The 26,643-nt window shown below is 39.8% G+C and carries 18 protein-coding genes and 7 tRNA genes; 5 read left to right on the top strand and 20 right to left on the bottom strand.

Annotated elements, in window-relative coordinates:
* Positions 1 to 30 precede the first annotated feature (30 nt).
* From nadD to leuS, 4 genes are read right to left on the bottom strand one after another with little or no spacing between them, the layout of a single operon-like run.
* Entirely contained in the window at positions 31 to 645 is a 615-nt protein-coding gene (gene nadD / locus AAEU29_RS04450; RefSeq protein ID WP_421972238.1) for a nicotinate-nucleotide adenylyltransferase, read from the bottom strand.
* Positions 642 to 1,697 (bottom strand): DNA polymerase III subunit delta, encoded by a 1,056-nt coding sequence (gene holA / locus AAEU29_RS04445; RefSeq protein ID WP_421972237.1) that lies wholly within the window; start codon positions 1,695 to 1,697, stop codon positions 642 to 644. The genes nadD and holA overlap by 4 nt, the downstream gene beginning before the upstream one ends.
* The gene (locus AAEU29_RS04440) at positions 1,697 to 2,185 is read right to left on the bottom strand and encodes an LPS-assembly lipoprotein LptE (protein ID WP_421972236.1); all 489 of its coding nucleotides are present in this window, start codon (positions 2,183 to 2,185) and stop codon (positions 1,697 to 1,699) included. The genes holA and AAEU29_RS04440 overlap by 1 nt, the downstream gene beginning before the upstream one ends.
* The gene (gene leuS / locus AAEU29_RS04435) at positions 2,185 to 4,773 is read right to left on the bottom strand and encodes a leucine--tRNA ligase (protein WP_421972235.1); all 2,589 of its coding nucleotides are present in this window, start codon (positions 4,771 to 4,773) and stop codon (positions 2,185 to 2,187) included. Before leuS ends, AAEU29_RS04440 begins: the two co-directional genes overlap by 1 nt.
* Positions 4,774 to 5,011: 238 nt before the next feature.
* On the opposite strand from leuS, the gene AAEU29_RS04430 reads away from it, so the two are divergent.
* Positions 5,012 to 5,488: a zinc ribbon-containing protein gene (locus tag AAEU29_RS04430; RefSeq protein WP_421972234.1), complete on the top strand. Its 477-nt coding sequence runs from the start codon at positions 5,012 to 5,014 to the stop codon at positions 5,486 to 5,488.
* Between the two features lie 94 nt (positions 5,489 to 5,582).
* Positions 5,583 to 7,973 (top strand): Lon protease family protein, encoded by a 2,391-nt coding sequence (locus tag AAEU29_RS04425; protein ID WP_421972233.1) that lies wholly within the window; start codon positions 5,583 to 5,585, stop codon positions 7,971 to 7,973.
* A gap of 113 nt (positions 7,974 to 8,086) precedes the next feature.
* Here the strand turns inward: AAEU29_RS04425 and AAEU29_RS04420 are convergent, their stop codons facing one another.
* The 6 genes from AAEU29_RS04420 to miaB form a co-directional block, all read right to left on the bottom strand.
* Positions 8,087 to 10,435, bottom strand: coding sequence for an ATP-binding protein (locus AAEU29_RS04420; RefSeq protein WP_421972232.1), 2,349 nt, complete (start codon positions 10,433 to 10,435; stop codon positions 8,087 to 8,089).
* 104 nt (positions 10,436 to 10,539) lie between these two features.
* Positions 10,540 to 12,048, bottom strand: coding sequence for an apolipoprotein N-acyltransferase (lnt, locus tag AAEU29_RS04415; protein ID WP_421972298.1), 1,509 nt, complete (start codon positions 12,046 to 12,048; stop codon positions 10,540 to 10,542).
* A gap of 29 nt (positions 12,049 to 12,077) precedes the next feature.
* On the bottom strand, positions 12,078 to 12,965 hold the full coding sequence (gene corC, locus AAEU29_RS04410; protein WP_372770639.1) for a CNNM family magnesium/cobalt transport protein CorC: 888 nt from the start codon (positions 12,963 to 12,965) through the stop codon (positions 12,078 to 12,080).
* A gap of 99 nt (positions 12,966 to 13,064) precedes the next feature.
* The gene (ybeY, locus tag AAEU29_RS04405) at positions 13,065 to 13,514 is read right to left on the bottom strand and encodes an rRNA maturation RNase YbeY (RefSeq protein WP_421972231.1); all 450 of its coding nucleotides are present in this window, start codon (positions 13,512 to 13,514) and stop codon (positions 13,065 to 13,067) included.
* Positions 13,514 to 14,566 (bottom strand): PhoH family protein, encoded by a 1,053-nt coding sequence (locus AAEU29_RS04400; RefSeq protein ID WP_421972230.1) that lies wholly within the window; start codon positions 14,564 to 14,566, stop codon positions 13,514 to 13,516. Before AAEU29_RS04400 ends, ybeY begins: the two co-directional genes overlap by 1 nt.
* A gap of 50 nt (positions 14,567 to 14,616) precedes the next feature.
* Entirely contained in the window at positions 14,617 to 16,047 is a 1,431-nt protein-coding gene (gene miaB / locus AAEU29_RS04395; RefSeq protein WP_421972229.1) for a tRNA (N6-isopentenyl adenosine(37)-C2)-methylthiotransferase MiaB, read from the bottom strand.
* 223 nt (positions 16,048 to 16,270) lie between these two features.
* Between miaB and AAEU29_RS04390 the strand changes: the two genes are divergently transcribed.
* Complete coding sequence (locus tag AAEU29_RS04390; RefSeq protein ID WP_421972228.1) at positions 16,271 to 17,428, top strand: FAD-dependent oxidoreductase; 1,158 nt, start codon at positions 16,271 to 16,273, stop codon at positions 17,426 to 17,428.
* A gap of 139 nt (positions 17,429 to 17,567) precedes the next feature.
* Here AAEU29_RS04390 and AAEU29_RS04385 read toward each other — a convergent pair.
* From AAEU29_RS04385 to AAEU29_RS04340, 10 genes are all read right to left on the bottom strand, one after another.
* Positions 17,568 to 17,652 (bottom strand) — tRNA-Leu (locus tag AAEU29_RS04385).
* 51 nt (positions 17,653 to 17,703) lie between these two features.
* Positions 17,704 to 17,780 (bottom strand) — tRNA-Met (locus AAEU29_RS04380).
* Positions 17,781 to 17,782: 2 nt separating this feature from the next.
* Positions 17,783 to 17,857, bottom strand: a tRNA-Gln gene (locus AAEU29_RS04375).
* Positions 17,858 to 18,023: 166 nt separating this feature from the next.
* Positions 18,024 to 18,108 (bottom strand) — tRNA-Leu (locus tag AAEU29_RS04370).
* 22 nt (positions 18,109 to 18,130) lie between these two features.
* Positions 18,131 to 18,205 (bottom strand) — tRNA-Gln (locus AAEU29_RS04365).
* Positions 18,206 to 18,242: 37 nt separating this feature from the next.
* A tRNA-Leu gene (locus AAEU29_RS04360) sits at positions 18,243 to 18,327 on the bottom strand.
* A 110-nt stretch (positions 18,328 to 18,437) separates the two neighbouring features.
* Positions 18,438 to 18,514, bottom strand: a tRNA-Met gene (locus AAEU29_RS04355).
* A 617-nt stretch (positions 18,515 to 19,131) separates the two neighbouring features.
* A complete protein-coding gene (gene ychF / locus AAEU29_RS04350; protein ID WP_421972227.1) occupies positions 19,132 to 20,223 on the bottom strand; it encodes a redox-regulated ATPase YchF in 1,092 nt (363 codons plus the stop codon).
* A 32-nt stretch (positions 20,224 to 20,255) separates the two neighbouring features.
* Positions 20,256 to 20,846 carry an aminoacyl-tRNA hydrolase gene (pth, locus tag AAEU29_RS04345; protein ID WP_421972226.1) on the bottom strand — a complete coding sequence of 197 codons (591 nt, stop codon included), beginning with the start codon at positions 20,844 to 20,846 and terminating at the stop codon, positions 20,256 to 20,258.
* 19 nt (positions 20,847 to 20,865) lie between these two features.
* Entirely contained in the window at positions 20,866 to 21,471 is a 606-nt protein-coding gene (locus AAEU29_RS04340; protein ID WP_421972225.1) for a 50S ribosomal protein L25/general stress protein Ctc, read from the bottom strand.
* Positions 21,472 to 21,667: 196 nt separating this feature from the next.
* On the opposite strand from AAEU29_RS04340, the gene radD reads away from it, so the two are divergent.
* Entirely contained in the window at positions 21,668 to 23,401 is a 1,734-nt protein-coding gene (gene radD, locus AAEU29_RS04335; RefSeq protein ID WP_421972224.1) for a DNA repair helicase RadD, read from the top strand.
* A gap of 84 nt (positions 23,402 to 23,485) precedes the next feature.
* Complete coding sequence (locus AAEU29_RS04330; protein WP_421972223.1) at positions 23,486 to 26,632, top strand: HD domain-containing phosphohydrolase; 3,147 nt, start codon at positions 23,486 to 23,488, stop codon at positions 26,630 to 26,632.
* Positions 26,633 to 26,643: the final 11 nt, after the last annotated feature.

The raw sequence follows: 26,643 nt of genomic DNA, 5'->3' as shown, positions 1-26,643 counted from the left end.
AATTGTTAAATTTTAACACGGCAAGCGGGTTTATTGGTAGAGACGATGCTGTTTTATGTAGTCAGAAACCGCTTCTGGCAAGAAATCATTTTTCAATTGCATAAGATTTGAGCGTAGTTCTGACGATGATATGGCGACTTGTTGATGTTGAGCTAAATAAATATGACCTGCAAGCGGAAGCTGCTCCAGAGAGACGTTTATATTTCCTTGGATATAGGGTGCGACTTGAGAGGCTGGCTTGAAGGTTTCACCAGGGCGTTGAAATACTAAAAAGTTGCTATTGGCTAGGCATTCTTGCCATTTGAACCAAGTGTGTAGGGTATTGAGTGAATCCATACCAATCAGAAAGAAAATTGGTTTTGTTGGGTATTGCTGACGAAAACTAATCAAGCTTTCGAGCGCATAGCTTGGAGTGTCACGGTTTATTTCACGTAAATCAATAGCAAAATTAGCGTCATTTTGGATCGCGAGAGTAATCATATTAATGCGATGCGCACTAGTAATGCCAGACGTTGCTTTGTGTACAGGTTGCTTACACGGCATAAAAAGCACTTTGTCTGGCTTAAGTAACTGATTTGCTTGTTTGGCTAAGGCGAGGTGACCCGAATGAATAGGGTCAAAAGTGCCACCTAAAATAACAATCATAGATTTGCGTATTGCTCGACTTTATTATTGAAAGGTACAGCAAAGGGCAGAGGGCCAACAAACATCAATGAAATATGCAGCAAATGTTGGTATGCGTCGATATGCAAGTGTTGTTTGTAGGCTAAATCGAATTCAGCTAGTGCCGTCATAATTGCATTTAGCTGTGATTGATCAATACGTCTTAGGGCACGCTCAGTAAGTGCTTGTTTGTTTTTCCATACTTTAAACTGTTGCAATACATTACTGATGCTATCACCAAGAGATACAGCGTGAGCCATCGCCTCTAAGCTTTCGCACTCTCTAACAAGTGCCCATAAAATAATGGTTGGCTCAACATTTTCTTGTTTTAGTTTGAGTACAATTTTACTGATCTGCTCACTATCACCTTTAAGTAATGCATCACTTAAGTCAAAAACATCCAAACGCGACTGATTTACTAAAGTAGGCGCGAGTACCTCAGCACTAATACTGCCTTTTAAATCGAGCAAAGAGAGTTTTTCGAGCTCTTGCGCAATTGCAAACAAATTATCTTGATTGTATTCGACCAGCAAAGATTTAGCATCAGCTGTAAGTTGTAAATGGTGCTGTTGGCATTGTTGCTCTAACCAAGCAAATAACTGGTTACCTTGTAATGCATAACAAGGAATGAAAATGCCTTCTTTATCAAAAGCTTTAAACCATGCACCACGCTGAATATCGCTGCCAACTTTTTCACCTTTAAGCATTAAAATGCAATCAGGATTCGGATTTTGTGCGAGCGATTGTAATAATTTACTGGCAGCAGCATTTGGTTTACTGTCACCTAACTCAAGTTCAATTATTTTGCGATTGGAGAAGAGTGATAAGCTGGCGTATTCTTGTAACACTTCTTGCCAGTCAAATTGAGGCGATACAGCAAAACGGATTATTTCATCAAAACCTTGCGATTTCGCTGCTGATTTAATCTGAGTGGCTGCCAAATTGAGTAAAAATGCTTCTTCACCAAACAGTAAGTAAAAAGGTGCTAAGCCTTGTTTTAAATTACTTGCTACTTGATTTGGGTAAATGCGCATTAATACTGCCCAAGTTGACGGATAATCAGGTTGCTCGCCTGCGCTCGTAACTCGCTTAAAATAAGCTCCATTTCACGCGATTTAGCAAGTGCATTGTCAGGGTCATCCTGATAATTACGGGTGAGCTCGAAACTGTTGGTAATTGGTTTTTGTTGGTCGCGGATAAGTTGATAGCGAACGGTATAAATAAGCTCGTGTTCAGCAACCTGACCATTTGGAAACAAACTTAAAGTGCGTCGCGTTAATGAATCATTTAGCAGTTTGAGTTCAGCACTTGCGTGTGATTCATCTGTTGTATTGATATTACTTAACGCTAAGCTTTTTTGCAGCTCGGCAAACAGTTGCGAATCAGGGTTGTTTGCAGTCACCACCAGGTTTTGTAAATCTTTTGGTAACACAGATGCGGTACGCAGTTTAAACCCACAGCCAACGAGTAATACAAAACACAGCAATAATGCTGTGTTTTGTAAAAAGCGTGGTGCAAACATTAGTTCGCAACCACGTTTAGTAATTTACCTTTAATAAAGATAACTTTACGGATAGTTAAACCATCAGTGAACTTAGTCACATTTGGCTCAGAAAACGCAGCTTTTTCTACTGCTTCTTGGTCTGCATCAGCAGCCACAGTAATTTTACCGCGTACTTTACCGTTAACTTGTACAACAACTAACTTTTCGTCTTCAACCATTGCTGATTGATCAACTGCTGGCCATGGTGCATCAACTACATCACCGTCTTTACCTAAGCTTAACCAAAGCTCATGACATACGTGTGGTGTAATTGGTGAAAGCATGATGATCATTGCTTCAAGCGCTTCATAGCCAATCGCAATATCGTTGCTGTCGTTTAATGGTGCTTTAACGAGTTTGTTTAATAGCTCCATTACCGCTGCAATTGCAGTATTAAATGTTTGACGACGATCTAAATCATCAGACACTTTAGCAATGGCTTTGTGCAGTTCACGACGAAGTACTTTTTGCTCGCTTGAAAGTGATGCTGCATCAAGCGTTGTACGCTCATTTGCCATTACTTCAGCCGCGTATTTCCATACACGCTTAATAAAGCGATGCGCACCTTCAACACCTGAATCAGACCATTCTAGTGTTTGCTCTGGTGGCGCTGTAAACATCATAAATAAACGAACTGTATCCGCACCGTATTGGTTAATAACCGTTTGCGGATCAATACCGTTATTTTTAGACTTAGACATTTTGCTCATACCAGCTGACTCAACTGGCTGACCATCGTCTTTATGCCATGCTTTAACGATACGACCTTTATCGTCTTTTTCGTTTTCAACATCGCTTGGCGAAATCCAGATATCGCCGCCTTTTTCGTCTTTACGGAAATAAGTTTCAGCTAATACCATGCCCTGACACAGTAAGCGCTCAAAAGGCTCATCTGAGTTAACTAGGCCAAAGTCACGTAAAAGCTTGTGGAAGAAACGTGCGTAAAGTAAATGCAGAATTGCGTGCTCGATACCACCGATATATTGGTTTACAGGCAACCAGTAGTTAGCTGCACCTGGCTCTAGCATGCCTTCATCATAACGTGGGCTACAGTAACGTGCGTAGTACCAAGACGATTCCATAAAGGTATCGAACGTATCAGTTTCGTGGAACACTTGCTCGCCGTTAATCGTTGCTTTCGCCCACTCAGGATCGGCTTTGATTGGCGATGTGACACCGTTCATTACTACATCTTCAGGAAGACGTACTGGTAACATGTCTTCTGTTGCAGCAAGCTCAGAACCATCTTCTTTATTTAACATTGGGATTGGTGAACCCCAGTAACGCTGGCGGCTCACACCCCAATCACGTAGACGGAAGTTAACTTTACGCTTACCAGCGCCCATGCCCTCTAGTTTGTCAGCAATCGCATTAAATGCCGCTTCAAATTCAAGACCATCAAATTCGCCAGAATTGATTAGCACACCTTTTTCAGTGAATGCTTCATTAGCGATATTTGCTTCTAGTTCAGAACCTTCAACAGGTGCAATAACTTGCTTGATTTCAAGGCCGTAGGCAGTAGCAAATTCAAAGTCACGTTGGTCGTGACCTGGTACTGCCATTACCGCACCTGAGCCGTAGTCCATTAGTACAAAGTTAGCAGCCCATACAGGCACTTCTTCGCCAGTTAATGGGTGAATGGCTTTAAAGCCAGTGTCGATGCCTTTTTTCTCCATTGTTGCCATATCAGCTTCAGCAACTTTGGTGTTCTTACATTCTTCAACAAATGCAGCAACGGCAGGGTTATTTTTTGCGGCTTCTTGTGCAATAGGGTGACCTGCTGCAACACCAACGTAAGTTACACCCATAAAAGTATCTGGACGAGTCGTATAAACCGTAAATGTTTCGCCATTATCTGCACGTTTAAAGTCAATCTCTAAACCTTCAGAGCGACCAATCCAGTTGCGCTGCATGGTTTTAACTTGCTCAGGCCAGTGCTCAAGTTTATCTAAATCGTCAAGTAGCTCTTGTGCATAATCAGTGATTTTAATAAACCATTGTGGAATTTCTTTTTGCTCAACAATGGCACCAGAGCGCCAACCACGGCCGTCAATTACCTGCTCATTTGCAAGTACTGTTTGGTCAACTGGATCCCAGTTAACCGTTGACATTTTTTTGTATACTAAGCCTTTTTCATAAAGCTTGGTGAAGAACCACTGTTCCCATTTGTAATATTCTGGGTGACAAGTCGCGATTTCACGATCCCAGTCGTAGCCAAAACCAAGTTGCTTTAACTGGTTACGCATGTAGTCAATATTTTCGTAAGTCCATTTTGCAGGTGCAGTGTTGTTTTTAATTGCAGCATTTTCTGCAGGCAGACCAAATGCATCCCAACCCATAGGTTGCATTACATTTTTACCTTGCAAGCGTTGGAAGCGCGATACTACATCACCAATAGTGTAGTTACGAACGTGACCCATGTGCAGGCGACCACTTGGGTAAGGGAACATTGATAGGCAATAGAACTTCTCTTTACCTTCTTGTTCAGTTACTTTAAATGTTTGATTTTCATCCCAATATTTTTGAACTTTCTGTTCGATATCCTGCGGGCTGTATTGCTCTTGCATTCTAATTTCCAAACTACTTGCAAAATAAATAAAAATTGGCGCTTAGCATAGCGTAAATTGCGGCGCTAATACACCCTTAGCTGCCGATTATGGTTAAGTTTTTTATGTACATTTATCTGCACTTTAAAAGTTGTAAAGTTAGGTTTAAATCGCTGCATTAATGTTCAGTTAACTGCTTGAAACAAGATATTTTTTGTAACATGACTATACTTAACTAAAAAGGAAATGGAGGTGCAAAATGAAAGACAGTTACAACAACTACATTAAGCGTTTTCAATCATGGCTCACTGATTTGAGCGAACATGAATTAAAAGGCATTCAAAAGGCGTTTTTTGATTTTCAAAAAGAGTTGAGTGCATTAGGGAAATATTCAAAAGAACAAATTCAAGATTACAGCTACTACCTTAAACGCGATCTTGAAGATTTCAAAAAACGGCATGAAGAACAAAACACAAATGATCTTGCGAGCGCAGAATTTAATGAAGAATGGTGGTTAGCGCTTTCCCATTTAGTTGATAAAACTCAACTGGAGTGGTCACTCATTTTAGATGATTTTGAACATAATGGTATTTACAAACAAGGTGAATGGGTTTCATTCGGTGAGTTCCAATGTCGTCAATGTGGCGAGATTAAACATTTCACTCACCCAAGTCAGCTTGATGCGTGTATTGAGTGCGATGCCATTGAATTTCATCGTATCGCTAGTGCGCCATAAATATTTAAACTTTCAGGTGTTATTTTATAAGGACTTGAGTAGACTCATACAAAAAATGCGATAGCGAGCAAGCGCTAATAAGGACGGTAGTAAAATGAACATTGGCGAACAGAATAAATTAGGTGCAGATGTTTTAGCACCTCAAATAGAGTTGCACGCAATAGAAACCTGTATGGCACAGGCATATCCAGATGAATATACCATCATTGGCCAAAAACGCGCTCAAAGTGCCATTGATTTTGCTTTAGGCATGGACTTACCCGGATACAATATTTATGTGATGGGGGAGCCTGCACTAGGCCGATTTACTATGGTGCAAGAAAAATTAGCTGCCCAAAGCCGTACCAAGCAAACGCCACCAGATTGGCTTTATTTAAATAATTTTGATGAACACCGTCAACCGAGTGCCATATTTATGGCAGCAGGCGAGGGTAAACTGTTTTGTGATGATATTGATTCACTTATTGATGAGATTTTAGATACCTTTCCAGCTGCGTTTGATAACCCAAATTATCAACGTCAGAAAAAAGCAATCGATAGCAGTTTTAATGAAAAATACGATGAAGCTCTGGAAATCGTCGAAAAAATTGCAAATCAGCATAACGTGGCGTTATTTGAAGAGTCAGGGGTTATCAGTTTTGCCCCTGTGATTGATGGCAAACAACTTGATGATGCGGAATTTGCAAGCCTTGATGATGAACAAAAACAATATTTCTACGATGTTATTTCACGCTTAGAAAATGCATTAAATGAAGCCTTGATCGAGCTTCCACGTTGGAAGCGTGAGTCTTCAGAAAAATTGCGTGAGCTTAAACAAAAAACGGTCGAAACAGCAATTAAACCGCTGTTAAAAGACTTAGAGCATAAGTACACCAGCCACCTTGGTATAGTTAAGTATTTAAAAGAGCTTAAAGCAGAGTTAATTGACGCAGTACTTGAATGGTTAGGTGAAGACAGCGACGACAGCAATAAAGAAGATCTCGATAAGCGCGCAATGCTCACTGAGTATATTGCGCCAAACATCATCGTGAGCCATAAAGAGGAAGGTGCGCCAGTTGTTTACGAGCCTAACCCGACATTTGGCAATATATTTGGCAAGGTTGAATACACCTCGCAATCGGGTTCTATTGTAACCAGTTTCCGTTCGATTCAATCAGGTGCACTGCATCGTGCCAACGGTGGTTACTTGGTAATGGACGCAGAAAAGTTAATGTCCAACAGCCAAGTGTGGGATGCACTTAAACTTAGTCTTAAAAGTAAGCAGATAAAAACAGATCTTGCGGCACAAGATTCAAGTGTTGGTGGCAGTTTTACACTAAAACCGCAGCTAATTCCGTTGAATGTCAAAATCATTCTTTTAGGTTCGCGTGATTTGTATTACGTAATGCAAGAGTATGATGATGAATTTAATGAGCTTTTTAGAGTGCTCGCAGATTTTGATTATCACATTCCTGCCACGGATAAATATCAGTTCCAACTTATTAGCCGGGTGCAAAAGTACGCATCAGATACGCTAAATATGACACTTTCGCCAGAAGCTTTTGCTGCGTTATTACGATTTAGCCACCGCCAAGCTGAGCACCAGCGCAAGCTTTCAGCGCGCTTTGCCGATGTGATTGAGCTCACTAATGAGGCTGCGTTTTTTGCAAGACAGGATGGTGATACCACGATCGATGACAGCCATATTGATGAAGCATTAATAGGTAAGCAATACCGTACTGGGCAAATTAGTGAATCCTTTATGACCGAAATTAAAGAAGGTCATGTGCTTATTCAAACTGAAGGTAGCCAAGTAGGTTGTGTTAATGGCTTAACAGTGCTTCATATTGGCGATACGAGCTTTGGTACACCTGCACGTATTACGGCAACTGTGTATGCGGGCAGTGATGGTATTTTAGATATCGAACGTGAAGCGGATTTAGGTAAGTCTATTCACAGTAAAGGGGTGATGTTGCTTACCGGTTATTTAGGTAACAAATACGCGCAAGATTTCGCACTTACCCTAAGTGCTAACATTGCCATCGAGCAAAGCTATGGCACGATTGATGGTGATAGTGCATCACTTGCAGAACTTTGCGCTCTGGTTTCGGCAATTACACGTTTGCCAATTAATCAAGGAATCGCTTTAACGGGGTCAATTAACCAACATGGTGAAGTACAAGCGATTGGTGGTGTGAACGAAAAAATCGAAGGATTTTTCAAGTTATGCCAAATGCGTGGATTGAATGGTGCGCAAGGGGTGATCATTCCGAAATCTAATGTACATAATCTAGTTTTAAATGCGCAGGTAGTTGATGCGGTAGCCAAAGGGCTGTTTACGATTTACGCTGTTGATAAAGTAGACCAAGCGTTTGAAATCTTATTGAACAAGCCTGCCGGTGAATTATCGGCAAAAGGTACGTATGGTAAAGATACAATCCATGACTTAGCCTTACGTCGCCTTAGTCATTTTGCTGAAGTAATTAATGGCGGTGTTGAAGAATAGCAAGCTAGAAGATATCAAACATCATAACCTATGTATTATGATTTTTACTTAACTTCTTAACTAGAGTTCAGGTTATTTAGTTAAAAAGCTAGCCTTAATGGCTAGCTTTTTTGTTAGCTTAAATAGGTTTTTAACTTTTCAAGTAACAACGCTTTTTCGATTGGCTTGCCGACCCAATCATTACACCCAACCTCGTAATAGCTACGTAAATCAGATTCTATAATATTAGCTGTTAAAGCAATTATCGGCGTAGTTTGGTTAAACTCTCTTATTCTTGTGGTTGCTGTAATGCCATCCATTACCGGCATTTGCATGTCCATTAATACTAAATCAATAGTTTCGTCAAAAGCGCGGAGTGCAATTTCACCATTTTCTGCAAGTGTGATTTTAGCATTGCTTGGCGCTAGCATGGCTTTTACCAGTAATTGATTGATAGGGTTATCTTCTACTAGCAAAATATGTTTATTCGCTAAATCAAGCGCAGCAGATGGTTTTAGCGTTTCGGTTTGCTCAATATAACTTTGATTAATGGGAAGCTTTACGATAAAACAGGAGCCTTGGTTAAGCTCACTTGTCACTTCAATACTACCATCCATTAGTTCAACCAGAGAGTGTGTGATAGACATACCAAGCCCAGTTCCACCATATTGACGTGTAATTGAATCGTCAGCTTGTTCAAAGCGCTTAAAAAGTTTATCGATGCTTTGCTCTGTCATACCAATGCCCGTGTCATTAATAATAAATGACATAGTTTTCGTTTTGCCATCGTATAACACAGACAAGGTTACACTGCCTTGCTGCGTAAATTTAATCGCATTGGCAGCGATGTTAAGCAGTACCTGCTTTATTCGCACCGGATCGCCTATCCAATTATCGTGTTCAACTTGATTCAGAATATGAAATGCAATGTGTTTTTCGTGGGCGATTTGGCTTAAGTTAGAGTGAATATTATCGAGTATATCTGTCAGTAAAAACTCTGTTTTTTCAATGGTTAATTTACCCGCTTCAATTTTAGAGAAATCGAGAATATCGTTAACAACTGTCATTAATGCTTTTGTGGACGTAAGTGCATTATTAACATAGCTTTTAGCCGTTTTATTGAGTGGTAACTCATTGAGTAATTGCAGGTTGCCGTAAACTCCATTCATGGGAGTGCGAATTTCATGACTAGTATTGGCTAAAAAGGCACTCTTTGCGATATTCGCGCTTTCAGCGGTTTCTTTTGCTTGTTTGATTATGGCTTCTTGTGCTTTTCTGTCCGTGATATCTCTTATCACACCCACAAAATGGTGTTCTTCGTCGAGTAGAATATGGCTAATCGTGAGCTCAATTGGAAATTCTTCGCCATTTTTACGTTTAGCAACAAGGTCACGATTTTTGCCTATCACAGAAGGGGAGCTTTTAATTTGATGATTAGCCACATAATCATCATGCTGAGCTGCGAACTTTTCATTCATCAATAAAGTAATATTCTTTCCTAATACTTCGCGCTTATGCCAGCCAAACATACTTTGAGCACTTTTAGAAAAAAGTTTAATAATACCTTTGTTATTGATAACAATGATGGCATCAGAGAGGCCTGCAAGCACCGCGGCTTGTTGCTTTTCTGAAATCGCAATACGCTTTTGAGCAATATCTAATGAGGCTTTAGTCTCTTTTTCTTTTTCTACTAACGATTCGTTAGAACTTTGTAGCTGTGAAAATAAAAAGCGTTCGTTCATCAGCGCAAACCAAAGTGCAACACCATAAGCGAGAAGGCGTAATAGGTGCCAACCCCACCATGAAATGTCCCAAAGGAAAGACTGATGAAACATGATGGCGGCAAAGCCGAACATTGAGCAGTGGAGAATAAACAGTAAATCGTCAACTTTTCTAAATTTTCGATACTGAAAAAACAGCTTTATTGCACACAGCAACAAAGCCGCACCACCAAAAATATTAAGCAAAACAGCTAAAGGTGTAAATTGCTTGTTCGCCACCATATCTGGCATAAGGTGTGGCTGTAAGATTGCAAACAACGAGAGTAAAACCGCAAACAATAACATTCGCCAAACAAACTTTGCGTTAAACGCAGATGCATATTTTGTTGGTAAAAGCATTAATGAAAAAATCATGCCACCAAAAAAAGTGGCGGTGCTGTGCAGCCAAACAAAGGTATTTCCCGGTGAAAGTAAGGCATGGGCAATATCTAAAATCCCCATTACACCAATGGCTGCAGCGATAATAATATTGAAACTGGTACCGCGTTTACTTTGCTCTAAATTGACCAATAAGAAGCACACCAAGAGCGCTATGACACCGCCTAATACTTCGACAGCAGTATGCACGGGAATATTCACCCAACGCCAGTCAGACATGAACGTTTTTGCGAGAATAAACGTAGACAAATGAATTACCGCACTGAGAAAAATAGTGACTACAATGGTTTTGCTCAAGCGATGAGTTTCACTGAGTTGAAACAATACAGTTCCTTAGAGGCTGCTTTAACAAGGCACAAATTAAATTTAGACGTAATTATTGGATAAAACAATTACGTCTAACTCAATGTTAAAAAAGCTGAAACTGGTTATTGAGAGATATTACGAGCGCGGTATCGTAGAACTTGGCTGAGTAATAAACTTAGCAGCAAAAAGGCATATAAAATATGATTGCCAAATTGGCTGAAGAAGGTGTTGCCAGTAAGTAATGGCAGTTTTAAGCGCTCTACAGCGGCTTCAAACTGTGGCAAGTATTGCCCCTGTTTTGCTACTGGGTCGTAGACACCGCTTATTCCGTTATTAGTTACACGAATCAGCGGTAAGCCAAGCTCCAGCGCTCGCATACGCGCAATTTGCATATGTTGGTGCGGGCCATGTGAATTACCAAACCAAGCATCATTACTAACAGTAAACAAAAGATCCGAATTCTCAGTGTAATTACCACGAACTAAATCGGTAAATGCTATTTCATAACAAATTGCTGGCAGTACATTAAAGCCGTTAGCGACTAAATTAGCTTGCTTTGCCTCACCTCGGGTAAAAGAGGAATGATCTAAGTTAAATAGTGGCGCAATAGGGCGGAGCAACTGCTCAAATGGCACAAACTCGCCAATTGGTAAAAGTTGATGTTTGCTATAGCGATTAGTATGTAAGTAGTGATAGTGGCCTGTTGTATCATCAGCATTTTTTTTGCCCACAGCAACAAGGTTGTTATAAACCGTTTTTGTGCCCAGTTGATAGTCTAAAACACCGGTAATTAGCGCGGTATTATTAAATGCAGCTGCTTTATCGAGATTTGCTAAGTAATCATCGACTAATACTTCAATTTCAGGAATAGCCGCCTCAGGCCAAACGATTAAGTCAGCTTGCCAATTTGGGCGTGTCATATCTTGGTATTTTGCCATGGTAGGCCAGAAGTTTTCTGGGGCAAATCTCAACTCTTGCTTGATATTACCTTGTACTAGCACAACATCGATTGTTTTATCGCTATAACTTACACGGCTTGCAAAGTGTGCGCAGACAAGTGCAGTAGAGATAATGACACACCAGACGATAATCGGTTTAAAGTGCTTTTTACTTGCAGCAAATACGGCATATGCAATAAGTAATACCACTACAGTTAATCCCATTTCACCAATCCAGGGGGCTAATGCTGCAAAAGGGCTATCGGTAAGTGTGTAGCCAAAGCTTAACCAAGGGAAACCTGTTAAAAGTGTGCCACGTAGGTATTCCATCAAAATAAAGAGCGGTATAAAACAAGCAATATATGAAATGGATAACGAATTTTTAGCGCAAAATTTATGCGTCAACCAGCAAGCTAATGCTGGATAAATTGCTAAATAGGAGACTAACAACAGCATTAGTAACAAAGAGGCAATTAAGGGCAGGCCGCCAAATTGGGCTATCGATACATGTACCCAGCTGATGCCTGCACCAAACCAGCCTAAACCGAATAAAAAGCCATTCGTTGCCGCTGTTTTATTTGATGCATTGTGATTGAGATAAAAAAGGGTTGCTAAAGCGAGAGGCGCAATCGGCCAGAGATTGAATGGTGCATAACCTAACACCATAAAAATGCCGGCAAATAATGCCAGCATTTTTGATTTTACGTTTGATAGAGTCACGTTTAATTATCTGTCTGAACGTCTTCGTTATTATCATCGCTCTTAGGTAACGTTACTTGTACTTGCAGAATGCGACGGCTATCAGCGTTGGTGATTTTAAATTGCAATCCATCGATTTCAATTGTTTCACCGCGTGATGGCATGTGACCAAACGCGTGCAAAATAATGCCGCCAATGGTTCCTGCTTCATCTGTATCAAAATAACTACCGAAGTGCTGGTTAAAATCTTCAAGTGGCGTCAGTGCTTGCACTAAGTAAACGTGCTTAGCTACTTGACGGATATCCTGCGTTTCTTCTTCATCATCATGCTCATCTTCGATTTCACCGACAATGATCTCAAGAATATCTTCAATGGTAACTAAACCAGAAACACCGCCATATTCATCAATTACAATTGCCATATGGTAGCGTTGTTGGCGAAACTCATTAAGTAGAGTGTCAACACGTTTACTCTCAGGCACGATAACGGCAGGGCGTAAATAGTCGCGTAATGGCGGGTGCTCATCTTGGTTTTTTAAAATAAGCGGTAACAGATCTTTCGCCAGTAGCACGCCTTCTACATGATCTTTGTCTTCGCACACAACCGGAAAACGGGAGTGAGATGACTCAACCATAATAGGCAGTAGTTCAGCGATTGTTTGTTCTACATCCAGTGTAATCATTTGCGAGCGCGGGATCATGATATCGCGAACTTTTAGTTCCGATACACCCAAAACACCTTTCATCATTTCTTTGGTTTCTGGGTCGATCAAGTCTCTTTCTTCAGCATCGATAATGACTTCGACAAGCTGCTCTTTATTCTGGGGTTCCCCTTGTAACATTTGGGTAATTTTATCTAACCAAGTTTTACCAGAAGAACCCTGACTAGATTGCGAATTTTCGTCGCTCATAAGCGCTTTATTAGCTCCATTTTAAAAAAAGTAAGGATTTAACTATTCTGTAAATCCACGCTTGTTATATCAAATTTAGTAAAAATTTCAAAAATAAAATTAATCGCGATATGGATCGGCTATCGCTAATTCAGCAAGCAACTGCTTTTCAAGCGATTCCATTTCCAATGCTTCTTCACTATCTATATGGTCATAGCCCATTAAATGCAAGCAGCCATGAATTACCATATGGGCAAAATGGTCATGAAACGATTTTTCTTGTTCAACAGATTCTTGCAGCACGACCTCTGGGCAAATGATCAAATCACCAATTAACGGTAACTCTATGCCTGGTGGTGCCTCAAATGGAAAGCTGAGCACATTAGTTGGCTTATTTTTGCCACGATATTCATGATTTAATTGCTGGCTTTCGCTGGCATCACTGATGCGGATAGTCAGCTCTGCGTCTGGTTTTAAATTTGTAAGCGCCTTATTTGCCCATAGCTCAAACTGCTCAAATGTTGGCAAGTTGTCAAATTCATGGGCAATTTGTAAATCTAATTCAATCATTAGGCTTTTGACTCATTTTCTGCATTCGCTTTTTCAAGCTCTTGCTGCTTTTTCTTTTCGATTTTCTTCAAGCGTTCAATTTCATCATGTTTTTCGTATGCTTCAACAACCGCTGCAACAACAGGATGACGTACAACATCATTTGACTTAAAGAAGTTAAAGCTAATCGCTTCTACATCGCTTAATACTTCGATTGCATGACGAAGCCCTGAGCGAGCACCGCGTGGTAAATCCACTTGAGTGATATCGCCGGTAATCACTGCTTTTGAATTAAAGCCAATACGAGTTAAGAACATTTTCATTTGTTCTACCGTGGTGTTTTGGCTTTCATCCAAAATGATAAAGGCATCATTTAAAGTACGACCACGCATATATGCAAGCGGAGCTACTTCAATCACGTTTTTCTCGATTAAACGCTCAACACGTTCGAAACCTAACATTTCAAAAAGTGCATCATAAAGTGGGCGTAGGTATGGGTCGACTTTTTGGCTTAAATCACCCGGTAAAAAACCTAATTTTTCACCTGCTTCAACCGCAGGTCGAGTAAGCAAAATACGGCGAATTTCTTGGCGTTCTAGCGCATCGACAGCGGCAGCAACAGCAAGATACGTTTTACCAGTACCCGCAGGGCCAATACCAAAGGTAATATCGTGTAATAACACGTTTTTGATATAGGTTGCTTGATTTGGATTACGAGGTTTAACTACACCACGGCGGGTTTTGATTACAAGCTCATCTCGATATAAATCATCGTCTTGCTCAAGTACTGTGGTTTCTTGAATGGTTAAATGCACTAAATCAGGTTCGATATCTTTACAAATACCTTTCACTGGCTGTGTTTCAATATAGAGATTTTTAATAATCTCGGTTGCAGCAATTACATTGTGTGCGTTACCGGTGATTTTAAAGTGGTTTTCACGATGTGCGATTTCAACACCAAGACGACGTTCGATTTGTTTTATATTTTCGTCGAATGGGCCACACAGTGAAGCAAGACGTTTGTTGTCAGAAGGTTCGAGATAAGTTTCTAAAGTTTTTAACTGGGTACTCAAAATGGGTTCCTTGGCTTGGTGTGGCATTTAATGCCACACCAAATTTAAATCTAAGGTGTAAATGTTGCAACACCCAATTCGTTAGCTTCTTTGCTTTGTGCTTTACCTAAGATATCACTTGGCGCAACGTCTTTACGCAGATCCATTTCGGCTTCGGTACGAATTAGTTCACCACGTAGCGAGTTTGGTAAGGCTTCAGTAATTTTTACATCAACAAATTGACCAATTACTGAATGAGGGCCTTCGAAGTTTACAACACGGTTGTTCTCTGTACGGCCGCGAAGCTCCATTGGATTCTTTTTCGATGGACCTTCAACCAAAATACGTTGTTCAGTACCAAACATTTTACGGCTGATATCTTGCGCCATTTGTGTAATGCGGTTTTGTAAAATGTATAAACGCTCTTTCTTTTCAGACTCAGGTACATCATCTGGTAAGTCAGCTGCTGGCGTACCAGGACGTGCACTGTAGATAAAGCTAAAGCTCATATCAAAACCAATATCATTAATAAGGTTCATGGTCGCTTCAAAATCTGCGTTAGACTCACCCGGGAAACCAATAATAAAGTCAGAGCTCATGCTTAGGTTAGGGCGAATTTTACGTAATTTACGAATCGTCGACTTGTACTCAAGTGCAGTGTGACCACGTTTCATAAGTGCTAAAATGCGGTCTGAACCACTTTGTACTGGTAAGTGTAAGTGATCAACTAGTTCTGGCACGTCTGCATAGGCTTCAATGATGTCAGGCGTAAATTCAACTGGGTGCGACGTGGTATAACGAATACGGTCAATACCATCAATTGCAGCAACATAACGCAGTAAATCAGAGAAATAACAAATCTCTCCATCGTGCGTTTCACCGCGATAAGCATTTACGTTTTGGCCAAGAAGATTTACTTCACGTACGCCTTGTTCAGCAAGCTGAGCAACTTCAAGTAATACATCGTCAAGTGGACGACTTACTTCTTCACCACGTGTGTAAGGTACAACACAGAAAGTACAATATTTAGAGCAACCTTCCATAATTGATACAAACGCACTTGGACCTTCTGCTTTTGGTTCTGGCAAACGGTCAAATTTTTCAATTTCTGGGAACGAAATATCAATTACAGAGCCGCTTTCTTCCTGCACTTGTTTGATCATTTCAGGTAAACGGTGCAATGTTTGCGGACCAAATACAATGTCGACAAATGGTGCGCGCTGGCGAATTGTCTCGCCTTCTTGTGAAGCAACACAACCACCTACACCAATCACTAAATTCGGGTTGTCATCTTTTAACAATTTCCAACGGCCCAATTGGTGAAATACTTTTTCTTGTGCTTTTTCACGAATTGAACACGTATTTAGAAGAATAACATCTGCATTCTCTGCTTCTTCAGTTAATTCATAACCATTGCTAGCATCTAATAGGTCTGCCATTTTTTGCGAGTCGTACTCGTTCATTTGACAGCCCCATGTTTTGATATGCAGCTTTTTACCCATGTTATCGTGCCTCAACAAATTACTTACAGCTTAAAGGACGCGTATTTTATCCTTAAGCGTAGGTGGATTCAAATATGTTTGCAAAATCATCAGCAGTTATTCATCAAAACAATAAGGCGATTACTCTCTTTTTAATTTTTCTTAAAAAATATGAATCAAAATCAAACTTTTGCTAAGGGCTTACGTTAGAATAACAGGCAGTAAAGTTTGAGGGATTTTTCGTATGAGTTTATCTATTTGTATTATTGGTGGTGGCATGGTAGGTGCTGCTGCGGCAGTTGCTTTGGCAAAACAAGGACATACCATAAAGCTCATTGAAAATAATCCCATCGAAGCTGCAAATGTGCTAAGTAGTGAACACATAGATATACGGGTTTCAGCACTTAATTTATTTTCTGAAAATTTACTCTCAGAGTTAGGGGCGTGGCAGCATATTGCGCAATCACGTAGTGCTGAATACAAGCGCTTAAGTGTACAGGACTATCAAAAATCGCCGCTTATTTTCAACAATGCGGAAATTGGTGAATCACATTTAGGTCATATTATTGAAAACAGCGTGATCCAAGCCAGTATTTGGCAAGAATTCAGCCATCACACTATTACTGTACTAAGTGGTTTAGGCAAATTAGAAGGGATTTTACATAGCAGTGACAAAACATCGCTATGCTATGAATCTCAAACACTTGAAGCTGATTTAGTGATTGTTGCTGATGGTGCACGTTCTCATACACGTGAACTATTAGGTATTGGTACGACTGGTTGGCAATATCAACAAGCGTGTATGGGTGTATTAATTAAACTTGATGCTGAGCAGCAAGATATTACTTGGCAAGAGTTTCAAGCAACTGGTCCTGTCGCATTTTTACCAATGCAGGCACCTTACGCTAATTTAATTTGGTATAACCACGAAGACACGTTAAGAAAATTAGCTGACGGTACTAAAAGCAATTTAAAAGATGCAATCTTAGCAAACTATCCATCGCTTCCAGGTGATTTTGAAATTATCAAAACGGCAGTTTTCCCACTGACGCGCCAACATGCAAATCAATACAGCAAAGGTAACTGTGTACTTGTAGGCGATGCTGCACATGCGATTAATCCATTAGCAGGGCAGGGAGTCAATCTCGGATTTAAAGATGTTGCGCAATTAGTTAAAAGCTTATCTAAAGAAACTTGCCTGACAAAGGTCTTAAAGGATTATGAACAAAAACGCCGGATCCCTAACTTGGCAATGATGAGTATGATGGATGCATGTTACTTTGCGTTTTCAAATGAACTAACACCATTAAAATTATTACGGCAAAGTGCAATTGCTGGCTTAAGTAAACTGAGTCCAGTAAAAAGTCAGATGTTAAAATATGCAGTAGGTCATTATTTATAATGGCCTTTTTTCTGAAGAGAAAGAAATAGCGTAATAACGGCGACTAAAATATTTTGGATAAAAGGATAAAAGGATAAAAGGATAAAAGGATAAAAGGATAAAAGGATAAAAGGATAAAAGGATAAATCTAAAAGAAACATGGTGCGGAAGGAGAGACTTGAACTCTCACATCCGAAGATACTGGAACCTAAATCCAGCGCGTCTACCAATTCCGCCACTCCCGCACAAGGATATTTCAAAACAGAGAACTGTTTTTTGGTAGTCCATGTAAAACATGGTGGCTACGCCCTGATTTGAACAGGGGACCCCATCATTATGAGTGATGTGCTCTAACCAGCTGAGCTACGTAGCCATTGGCTGGAGTACCAGGATTTGAACCTGGGAATGGCGGGATCAAAACCCGCTGCCTTACCGCTTGGCGATACTCCAACGAAAATCTCAAATCAATGTTGAACCCAGGATTTGAATCTGGTGATGAACGAGCGAGGGATCAAAACCTTCTCTCTTCTTCCTTACCGCTTCCACTTCGTGTCGAGGCGATACTCCAACGATTACTCTTTCGAGAAAGTGATTAGTTTAGTTCTTATCGAGAACATGGTGCGGAAGGAGAGACTTGAACTCTCACATCCGAAGATACTGGAACCTAAATCCAGCGCGTCTACCAATTCCGCCACTCCCGCAAAAGGTTATCTCTAAAAGAGATGGCTGGAGTACCAGGATTTGAACCTGGGAATGGCGGGATCAAAACCCGCTGCCTTACCGCTTGGCGATACTCCAGCAATGGTAGTAGATAGTTTTAGTTCCTATCAGAACATGGTGCGGAAGGAGAGACTTGAACTCTCACATCCGAAGATACTGGAACCTAAATCCAGCGCGTCTACCAATTCCGCCACTCCCGCATATTGCTTAAGTATATTTGGAACCTAAATCCAGCGTCTAATTCAAAACGTTGGCCAACTCCGCAACTTATGCATACATAAACAAAACTATGGTAGCATGTTTTAAAACATGGTGGCTACGCCCTGATTTGAACAGGGGACCCCATCATTATGAGTGATGTGCTCTAACCAGCTGAGCTACGTAGCCATGTTTTGTTTGTTGTCATCATCGCTGATGCGGGGCGTATTATGCTGATTACCCCCAAATCCGTCAACACCTTTTTTTCAAAAAAATGAATATTCCGAACCGTTTGCGTTTTTTTTATTCGAACTGAACAAAAAACCGTACAACACACCATTAATTAAGTTAAAAATTATACAAACAGCTTTACTTAATTTTGAATTTAACAGTATAGCTGTATTGAATAATTTGTCTTTCAAACTGTTTATAATTGAATGCAAATATTAAAGTAGCGTTTTTTAGCTTAAAAATCATGCGCATTTATCTTTTGTCAGCCACTAATTTATTAAACTCAGCGGTTAAATGCAGACTCTATATAAAATGAATCCAGCTTATAGATAATGTTTAACAGACTTTTTCTAATACATATCACCTATGTTGCTAGCACAGCTAGATGGCGTACAACGAAATCATCTATTTTGCATAGCGTAAATGTCATTTTCGTTGGTAACTAAGTTGATTGCTTCCGCTTTATATAGACAACTGTTTGTGTAAATAGAAGGGAATTAATAATGAGTGATTGTAGATTAAACTGTCTGAAACAAAAAAGGCTCGCGATGCGAGCCTTTTCATAAGCAAAACACTTATACGTTGAATAAGAAGTTCATTACATCGCCGTCTTTAACAATGTATTCTTTACCTTCTTGACGCATTTTACCTGCTTCTTTAGCACCTGATTCACCTTTGAATTCGATATAATCATCAAATCCAATAGTTTGTGCGCGAATAAAGCCACGTTCGAAGTCCGTGTGGATTTTACCAGCAGCTTGTGGCGCAGTTGCACCAACAGGGATTGTCCATGCTCTAACTTCTTTAACACCTGCGGTGAAATAAGTTTGTAAGTTAAGCAATTCATAGCCAGCACGAATTACACGGTTTAAGCCCGGTTCTTCAATGCCTAAGTCTTCCATAAACTCTTTTTTGTCTTCTTCTTCAAGCTCTGAAAGTTCTGACTCAATTTCTGCACATACAGGAACAACAACTGCATTTTCTTTAGCTGCGATTTCACGCACTTTATCTAAGAATGGGTTGTTTTCGAAGCCATCGTCATTCACATTAGCAATGTACATTGTTGGCTTGATTGTAAGGAAGTTGATGTATTGAATTGCTGCTTTTTCTTCTTTTTCAAGCTCAAGAGAGCGAAGCGTTAGGCCTTCATCAAGGTGTGCTTTTACTTTCTCAAGAACAACTAATTCAAATTTAGCGTCTTTATCGCCGCCTTTTGCTTTTTTAGCATTGCGTTGTACAGCGCGGTCAGCTGCTTCCATATCTGCAAGCACAAGTTCAGTGTTGATAACGTCAATATCGTCTGCTGGGTCAATTTGACCTGCAACGTGAACAATGTTTTCATTTTCAAAACAACGAACAACATGACCAATTGCATCCGTTTCACGGATGTTTGCTAAAAATTGGTTACCTAAACCTTCACCTTTCGATGCACCTTTAACAAGGCCAGCAATATCAACAAATTCCATTGTTGTTGCTAATATTTTTTGTGGATTTACGATTGCAGCTAGTTGATCTAGGCGTGCATCAGGAACCGCTACCACACCTGTATTTGGCTCGATAGTACAAAATGGAAAGTTAGCAGCTTCAATTCCAGCCTGCGTTAATGCATTAAAAAGTGTTGATTTACCTACATTAGGAAGACCAACAATGCCACATTTAAAACCCATAATTTTAAACCTTAAACTAAGTTAAACCAGCCTTAGGCGACTGGTTTAAATGTATGTAATCTGTTTTGTGCTTTTAACACACCGTCTTTTGCTAGTATTTCCATGCAGCGAACTGCCTCGTCTACTACATCGTCAATCAAAGCTTGATCTGCACTTGGTGCTTTGCCAAGTACCCAACCAGTTACTTTGTCTTTGTGACCAGGATGACCAATACCAATTCGCAAACGCATAAATTCTTTTTGATTTGCCATTTTACTAATAATGTCTTTTAGTCCGTTATGGCCACCGTGTCCACCACCCTTTTTTAATTTGGCGATGCCCGGCTCAAGGTCCATTTCATCGTGAGCGACTAAAATATTTTCAACAGGTATCTTGTAAAAATTGGCTAAACTACTGACGGCTTTACCACTTAAATTCATATAGGTAGTAGGGATCAGTAATTTAAATTCTTGATTTTGGATGATCACTTTGCCAACTAGGCCGTGATGTTTAGAATCGTGTTTGAGAATACAGTTGTAGCGTTTGGCAAGTTCTTCGATGAACCATGCACCAGCATTGTGACGGGTTTTTGCGTATTCGGGGCCTGGATTAGCCAGGCCCACAAGCATTTGAATATTATTCAAGGTGCTAACACCTTAATAATTATTCTGCAGCTTCTTCAGCAGCAGCTGCGCCTTTAGGAGCGTTTAAAGTCACAACAGCTTGGTCGTGATCTGCGCCTTTAGCAAGCTCAACTGAAACAACACCAGCTGGAAGTGCGATGTCAGAAAGGTGTACTGTTGCACCTACTTCGATAGCAGCTACGTCAACTTCGATGAACTCAGGAAGTTGTGCTGGAAGACATGTAACGTCGATTTCTGTTACGTGGTGAGCAACAGTGTTACCGCCTTTAGTTGCTTTCTCTTCGTTGATGAAGTGTACAGGAACCTTAGTGTGGATCTTGTGAGCAGCGTCAACGCGTTGGAAATCTAAGTGCATAACTTTAGGCTTGAACGGGTGACGTTGGATATCTTTAAGGATAGCTTCAACTTTTTCACCGCCAATGTTTAAAGTAAGGATGTGGCTGTAGAAACCTTCATCTTCTTGCGCTTTGATCACTTTGTTGTGAGCTAAAGTTAGAGATACAGCTTCTTTTTCTGCACCGTAAAGAACAGCAGGAACTTTGTCAGCACGGCGTAGGCGGCGGCTCGCACCAGTACCTAAGTCAGAACGTACTTCTGCATCTAATGTGTATAATTCGTTAGACATGAATGTCTCCAATATTAATTTAAAGTAAGTTGAAAGCTTCGCGACCAAAGCTCTCACCTAAAAAAGGCGCGCTATAGTAACACTGCCACCTGATAAAAGAAACCTTTATTGTGGTTTTAAATAGGGCGTTAAATTTCATGATTTCTAAGCAAAGTGGCATAATCACATATCAGTGATAGATGTAAGCAAGTTAACTGTGGCGTACCAACTAAGACCTTATCAACAAGAAGCGGTAGAAAAAACCCTTATACATTTTCGAAAGTCGAATAGTTCGGCAGTCATTGTATTGCCCACGGGTTCAGGTAAAAGCTTAGTAATTGCTGAGCTTGCAAGGCTTGCACGAAAGAAAATTTTAGTGATAACCCATGTTAAAGAATTAGTGGAACAAAACCACGAGAAGTACGAAAGTTTTGGTTTAAAAGCGAGTATTTATTCCGCCGGGCTTAAACAAAAGTCACTTGCTCATCAAGTTACCTTTGCCAGTGTGCAGTCATTGGGGAATAACCTCGATGCGCTAAATGATGAATATTCATTGATTATTATTGATGAATGTCACCGAGTTTCTGGTGATGAAAATACCCAGTACCAAAAATTAATATCACATATTAAAAGTAATAATTCGGCGCTCAAAGTATTAGGTCTAACAGCCACACCTTACCGGTTAGGCTCGGGCTTTATTTATCGCTTTCACTATCACGGTTTTGTTAGAGGGGATGAAAGCGCACCTTTTGAGCACTGTATTTATGAGTTACCACTAAGGTACATGATTAAACATAATTACCTTACACCGCCAAAATTGATAAATGCTGCGATTACCCACTATGATTTTGACTCACTCAATAAAGATGCGTTTGGTCGCTACAGCGAAAAGGACATCAATCAGCTATTAAATGACAATCAACGGGCAACAAAAGCCATTATTGATCAAGTACTAACCTTATCTATTGACCGTCATGGCGTAATGATATTTGCATCAACCATTCAGCATGCCCAAGAAATTATTAGTTATTTGCCAAGCGATGAAACGGCACTGGTGATTGGTGATACGCATAATGCTGAACGTGATGCGATTATTCGCAAGTTTAAGGCAAAGCAAATTAAATACTTGGTTAATGTATCGGTACTTACAACCGGCTTTGATGCGCCGCACGTCGATTTTATTGCAATATTAAGGCCGACCGAATCGGTGAGTTTGTATCAACAAATTGTGGGGCGGGGGTTACGCTTAGCAGAAGGCAAAAATGACTGCTTAGTGATTGACTATGCGGCAAATGGCTTTGATTTATTTCACCCAGAGGTCGGCAGTGTTAAACCTAATAGTGATAGTGAACCTGTGCAAGTGCTTTGCCCTGGTTGTGGTTTTGCCAACACTTTTTGGGGTAAAACTGATAGTGATGGCAAAGTGATTGAACATTTTGGCAGGCGCTGTCAGGGCATTTTAGACGATGGCTACTCTAGTGAGCAGTGTGACTTTCGTTTTCGCTTTAAAGAGTGTGAGCACTGCGGTGCACAAAACGATATTGCCGCAAGGCAATGTCATCAGTGTCATCAACCTATTGTTGATCCTGATGACAAGTTACGCGATGCGCTTAATTTAAAAAATGCCTTGGTATTACGAGTAAGCGGCATGCAATTAGAAGCGTTAAAACAACGCTTAAAAGTAACTTACCATGATGAAGATGGTGCACAAGTGAGTGAATTTTTCAGCTTGTCTTCAGATAAAGCTGCGCGTTATTTTAAACATCTATTTTTACGTTTGGGTGTCACAACAAACATTGATTTTGCTAACCCTAACTCAGTTATTAGCGAGCAAGCATTACTTAAATTGCCGGATTTTGTAGTAGCAAAACGAGATAAAGGAAAATACAAAGTGATAGAGCGTATTTTTGATTATCAAGGTCAATTTAGAAAAGCGAATGAGTTAAGATAAAAAATTTATATAAAACAAGCAATAAGTATTTGGAGTTATGTGAAAACAAGACTAAGCTGAACAAAAAGAAAGCGAGCAGGGACGATGTTTTCAACAACAAGAATAACCTTTCGAGTAACACTGGCTTCAATCTGTTTATTGATTGCTGTTATCACCGCATGTGTTGCAATAGGGCTTCAATACTACTTTTCAAAACAAATCATTGTCAGTAGCAGTCAACAATTTGCCGAACAAGTGTCGAGACAAATTGAATTGTCAGTGTCTAAAATGGATGATACGGCAAAAAATACAGCTTCGCTTTTAGCTAAGTATTCATCATTAATTGATGGCCATACCGTTATTGAAAAAGCTGACCACATACTGACGGAATTACTCGTTGATCATAATGATTTTTATGCGATTTATTATGGTTTTGACAACGGTGACTTTTACGAATTAATCAATTTAGAGACGAATACTAAGATCAGGAAGCAGCTTAGTGCTGCGATGGAAGATAGATTTGTCCGCATTCATATTTATGGTGATGGCCAAAACCGTTTTAAAAAGACAGATTACCTTAATGAAAAACTCAAAGTGCGTTTTTCAAGAATTGAACAAAGTGATTACGATGCCAGTAGCCGCCACTGGTTTATCAATGCTAATACATCACAGGTAGTGAAGTCACAGCCTTACCTTTTCCAGCATTTACAAGCAACAGGACAAACGTATTCTAAAGTAGTTGAGGGTACGGGCCATGTAGTGGCAATCGACTTAACACTCGAAACAATTGCTAAGCAGTTAAATGGAAGTTTTGAACACTCTCAAAATGCTGAGCATATTGAGGCGTATATTTTTGATAAAAAAGGGGAGTTGCTGTTAAGTAATGCCGTTTTAGATAAAAAAGAAGCCATTCAAGTAAAGCCACTAGTTTTATCAACAGAGCAACAAGCGCTGATTGCAGAAATTGATAAATTAACTGTGAGTAATGAGCTAGATTGGGCGCCAATTGATTTTTCAATATCGGGAAGACCGGAGGGATATACACCAGAATTATTAAATATCCTGAGTAAGAAACTAAGTTTACCCATTAGCTTTATCAATGGATATAGCTGGCCTGAGTTAGTAGAACTTTACCAGGATGGAAAAATTGATGTACTACAACCTGTACACCAAACTCTCAGCAATAAACAATGGGGAGTTTACTCTGCGCCACTATTAAATTTACCGCTTACAATTGCAACACGCCCACAAACAAATGCTATCAACTCACTTTCAGATTTAACCAACAAGCGTTTGGCTATTCCAAAAGGCTGGTCATTAATTGCTGCGATCTCGCATGCATATCCAGATATTGAGATTGTTGAAGTCGCAGATTTACAAGCCGCACTGAATGCTGTTAAACACGGTGATGTGGATGCTGCAATTGATAGCCAGCTGATTCTTGCGTATACCGCGAAAATGTTTTTTATTGATGATATTCAATTTCATCAAAATATTGATGCCAGCTTACTTAGTTTTGACACTAATTTAAGAATGGTTGCGAAAGATAAACAACTTATTGATTTACTCAACTTTGCAATTGCGGATTTAAGTAAAAATGAATTGGACTATTTAGCGAAAAAGTGGCTTGATTTTGATCACAACACGCAGCAAGTTAACGATTCATCGGTTGTACCCTATAAAGAGTTAATTACACTTGCATCAGATACTATTCACCATAATAAACTACAAGTAATTGAAATAAACAATATTGACTATTTATTGTTTATTGCACCAACAACCCTTGGTACAGCTGATATCAATTTTTTAGCATTATTAATCCCAACCCAATCGGCTTATTCAGAGGGGTTGAGCTATGTTTCTAAATCAATTCTGGTTACAGCGCTTATTTTAGCTTTTTTGATGCCTTTAACATGGTTTGTTGCAAGCCCAATAGTGACTGCAATGCGACGTTTAAGTGCTGAAAATACCAAAATTAAACGCCGTCAATATCATAAGATCGATGTTGAACACAGCTTTATCAAAGAAATAGATGATGTCTTTGAGTCTTTAGTGCAAATGTCTGACTCAATTCAAGATTATGAAGCAAAACAAGCTGAATTATTGGACTCATTTGTAAAACTGATAGCACAAGCAATCGATGATAAATCGCCTTATACAGCAGGACACTGTAATCGCGTTCCTGAATTAGGCTTATTACTTGGAAGTTATGCAAGTGACAGTGAAGATGAATATTTTAAAGACTTTAAACTCGATAGCGACGATAAAAAAAGAGAATTCAAACTGGCTGCTTGGCTTCATGATTGCGGCAAAATAATCACACCTGAGCATATTGTTGATAAAGGCAGTAAATTGGAGTGTATTTACAATCGCATACACGAAATACGTATGCGATTTGAAGTTTTACTTCGCGATGCCGAAATTGATTATTACAAGGCACTGATAAAGGCGCCTGAGCGAGAAGCTGAGTTAAAAGCCGAATTAATTGAAATGCAAACTAGGCTATCTAATGAATTCGAATTTGTTGCGACCACTAACCAAGGTGGTGAGTTTATGGAAGACGATAAAATTGAGCGCCTTGAAACAATTGCAAAACGTACTTGGCAGCGTAATCTCAGTGATAGAGTAGGGTTATCACCATTTGAAGAATTGTTTTTAACTAGTGATGACGAATCTTTGCCAGTTAAAGAACAGCTACTTGCAGATAAAGCATCACACATTGTAAAACGAGAGCACGCAGTGGAATATGCACCTCACTTAGGTATTAATGTTGATGTACCTGAACATAAAGCTAATTTAGGTGAGCTTTATAACCTTAAAGTGGGTCGCGGTACTCTTACTAGTGAAGACCGCTTTATTATTAATGAACACATTATTGGCACGATTAAAATGCTAGATTCGTTGCCATTCCCAGAAGAGCTAGCAAATGTGCCGCGTTTTGCATCAACCCACCATGAAACATTAAAAGGCACGGGTTATCCAAGAAGGCTAAAAGCGGAAGACTTATCGATTCCTGAACGTATTTTAGTACTAGCTGATATATTTGAGGCGTTAACTGCGTCAGACAGGCCTTATAAAAAAGCCAAGCCACTTAGTGTGGCAATCGATATTTTGCATAAAATGTGCTTGGATGAACACGTTGATATTGAAGTGTTTAAATTATTTTTACGTTCTGGTATTTATCAAAACTACGCAGAAAAATACATGCCGCATGAGCAGATAGATGAAGTGGATATCAATAAATATTTGTAGTGCAAAAATTA

The organism is Pseudoalteromonas aquimarina (assembly GCF_049257255.1).
Classification (GTDB): domain Bacteria; phylum Pseudomonadota; class Gammaproteobacteria; order Enterobacterales; family Alteromonadaceae; genus Pseudoalteromonas.
This window is presented reverse-complemented; position numbering and strand designations above follow the sequence as displayed.

What these genes read in the sequence shown, in the direction of transcription:
- nadD (WP_421972238.1), bottom strand. Translation starts at nt 645, where the DNA reads ATGATTGTTATTTTAGGTGGCACTTTTGACCCTATTCATTCGGGTCAC.
- holA (WP_421972237.1), bottom strand. Translation starts at nt 1,697, where the DNA reads ATGCGCATTTACCCAAATCAAGTAGCAAGTAATTTAAAACAAGGCTTA.
- AAEU29_RS04440 (WP_421972236.1), bottom strand. Translation starts at nt 2,185, where the DNA reads ATGTTTGCACCACGCTTTTTACAAAACACAGCATTATTGCTGTGTTTT.
- leuS (WP_421972235.1), bottom strand. Translation starts at nt 4,773, where the DNA reads ATGCAAGAGCAATACAGCCCGCAGGATATCGAACAGAAAGTTCAAAAA.
- AAEU29_RS04430 (WP_421972234.1), top strand. Translation starts at nt 5,012, where the DNA reads ATGAAAGACAGTTACAACAACTACATTAAGCGTTTTCAATCATGGCTC.
- AAEU29_RS04425 (WP_421972233.1), top strand. Translation starts at nt 5,583, where the DNA reads ATGAACATTGGCGAACAGAATAAATTAGGTGCAGATGTTTTAGCACCT.
- lnt (WP_421972298.1), bottom strand. Translation starts at nt 12,048, where the DNA reads ATGCTGGCATTATTTGCCGGCATTTTTATGGTGTTAGGTTATGCACCA.
- corC (WP_372770639.1), bottom strand. Translation starts at nt 12,965, where the DNA reads ATGAGCGACGAAAATTCGCAATCTAGTCAGGGTTCTTCTGGTAAAACT.
- ybeY (WP_421972231.1), bottom strand. Translation starts at nt 13,514, where the DNA reads ATGATTGAATTAGATTTACAAATTGCCCATGAATTTGACAACTTGCCA.
- miaB (WP_421972229.1), bottom strand. Translation starts at nt 16,047, where the DNA reads ATGGGTAAAAAGCTGCATATCAAAACATGGGGCTGTCAAATGAACGAG.
- AAEU29_RS04390 (WP_421972228.1), top strand. Translation starts at nt 16,271, where the DNA reads ATGAGTTTATCTATTTGTATTATTGGTGGTGGCATGGTAGGTGCTGCT.
- ychF (WP_421972227.1), bottom strand. Translation starts at nt 20,223, where the DNA reads ATGGGTTTTAAATGTGGCATTGTTGGTCTTCCTAATGTAGGTAAATCA.
- AAEU29_RS04340 (WP_421972225.1), bottom strand. Translation starts at nt 21,471, where the DNA reads ATGTCTAACGAATTATACACATTAGATGCAGAAGTACGTTCTGACTTA.
- AAEU29_RS04330 (WP_421972223.1), top strand. Translation starts at nt 23,486, where the DNA reads ATGTTTTCAACAACAAGAATAACCTTTCGAGTAACACTGGCTTCAATC.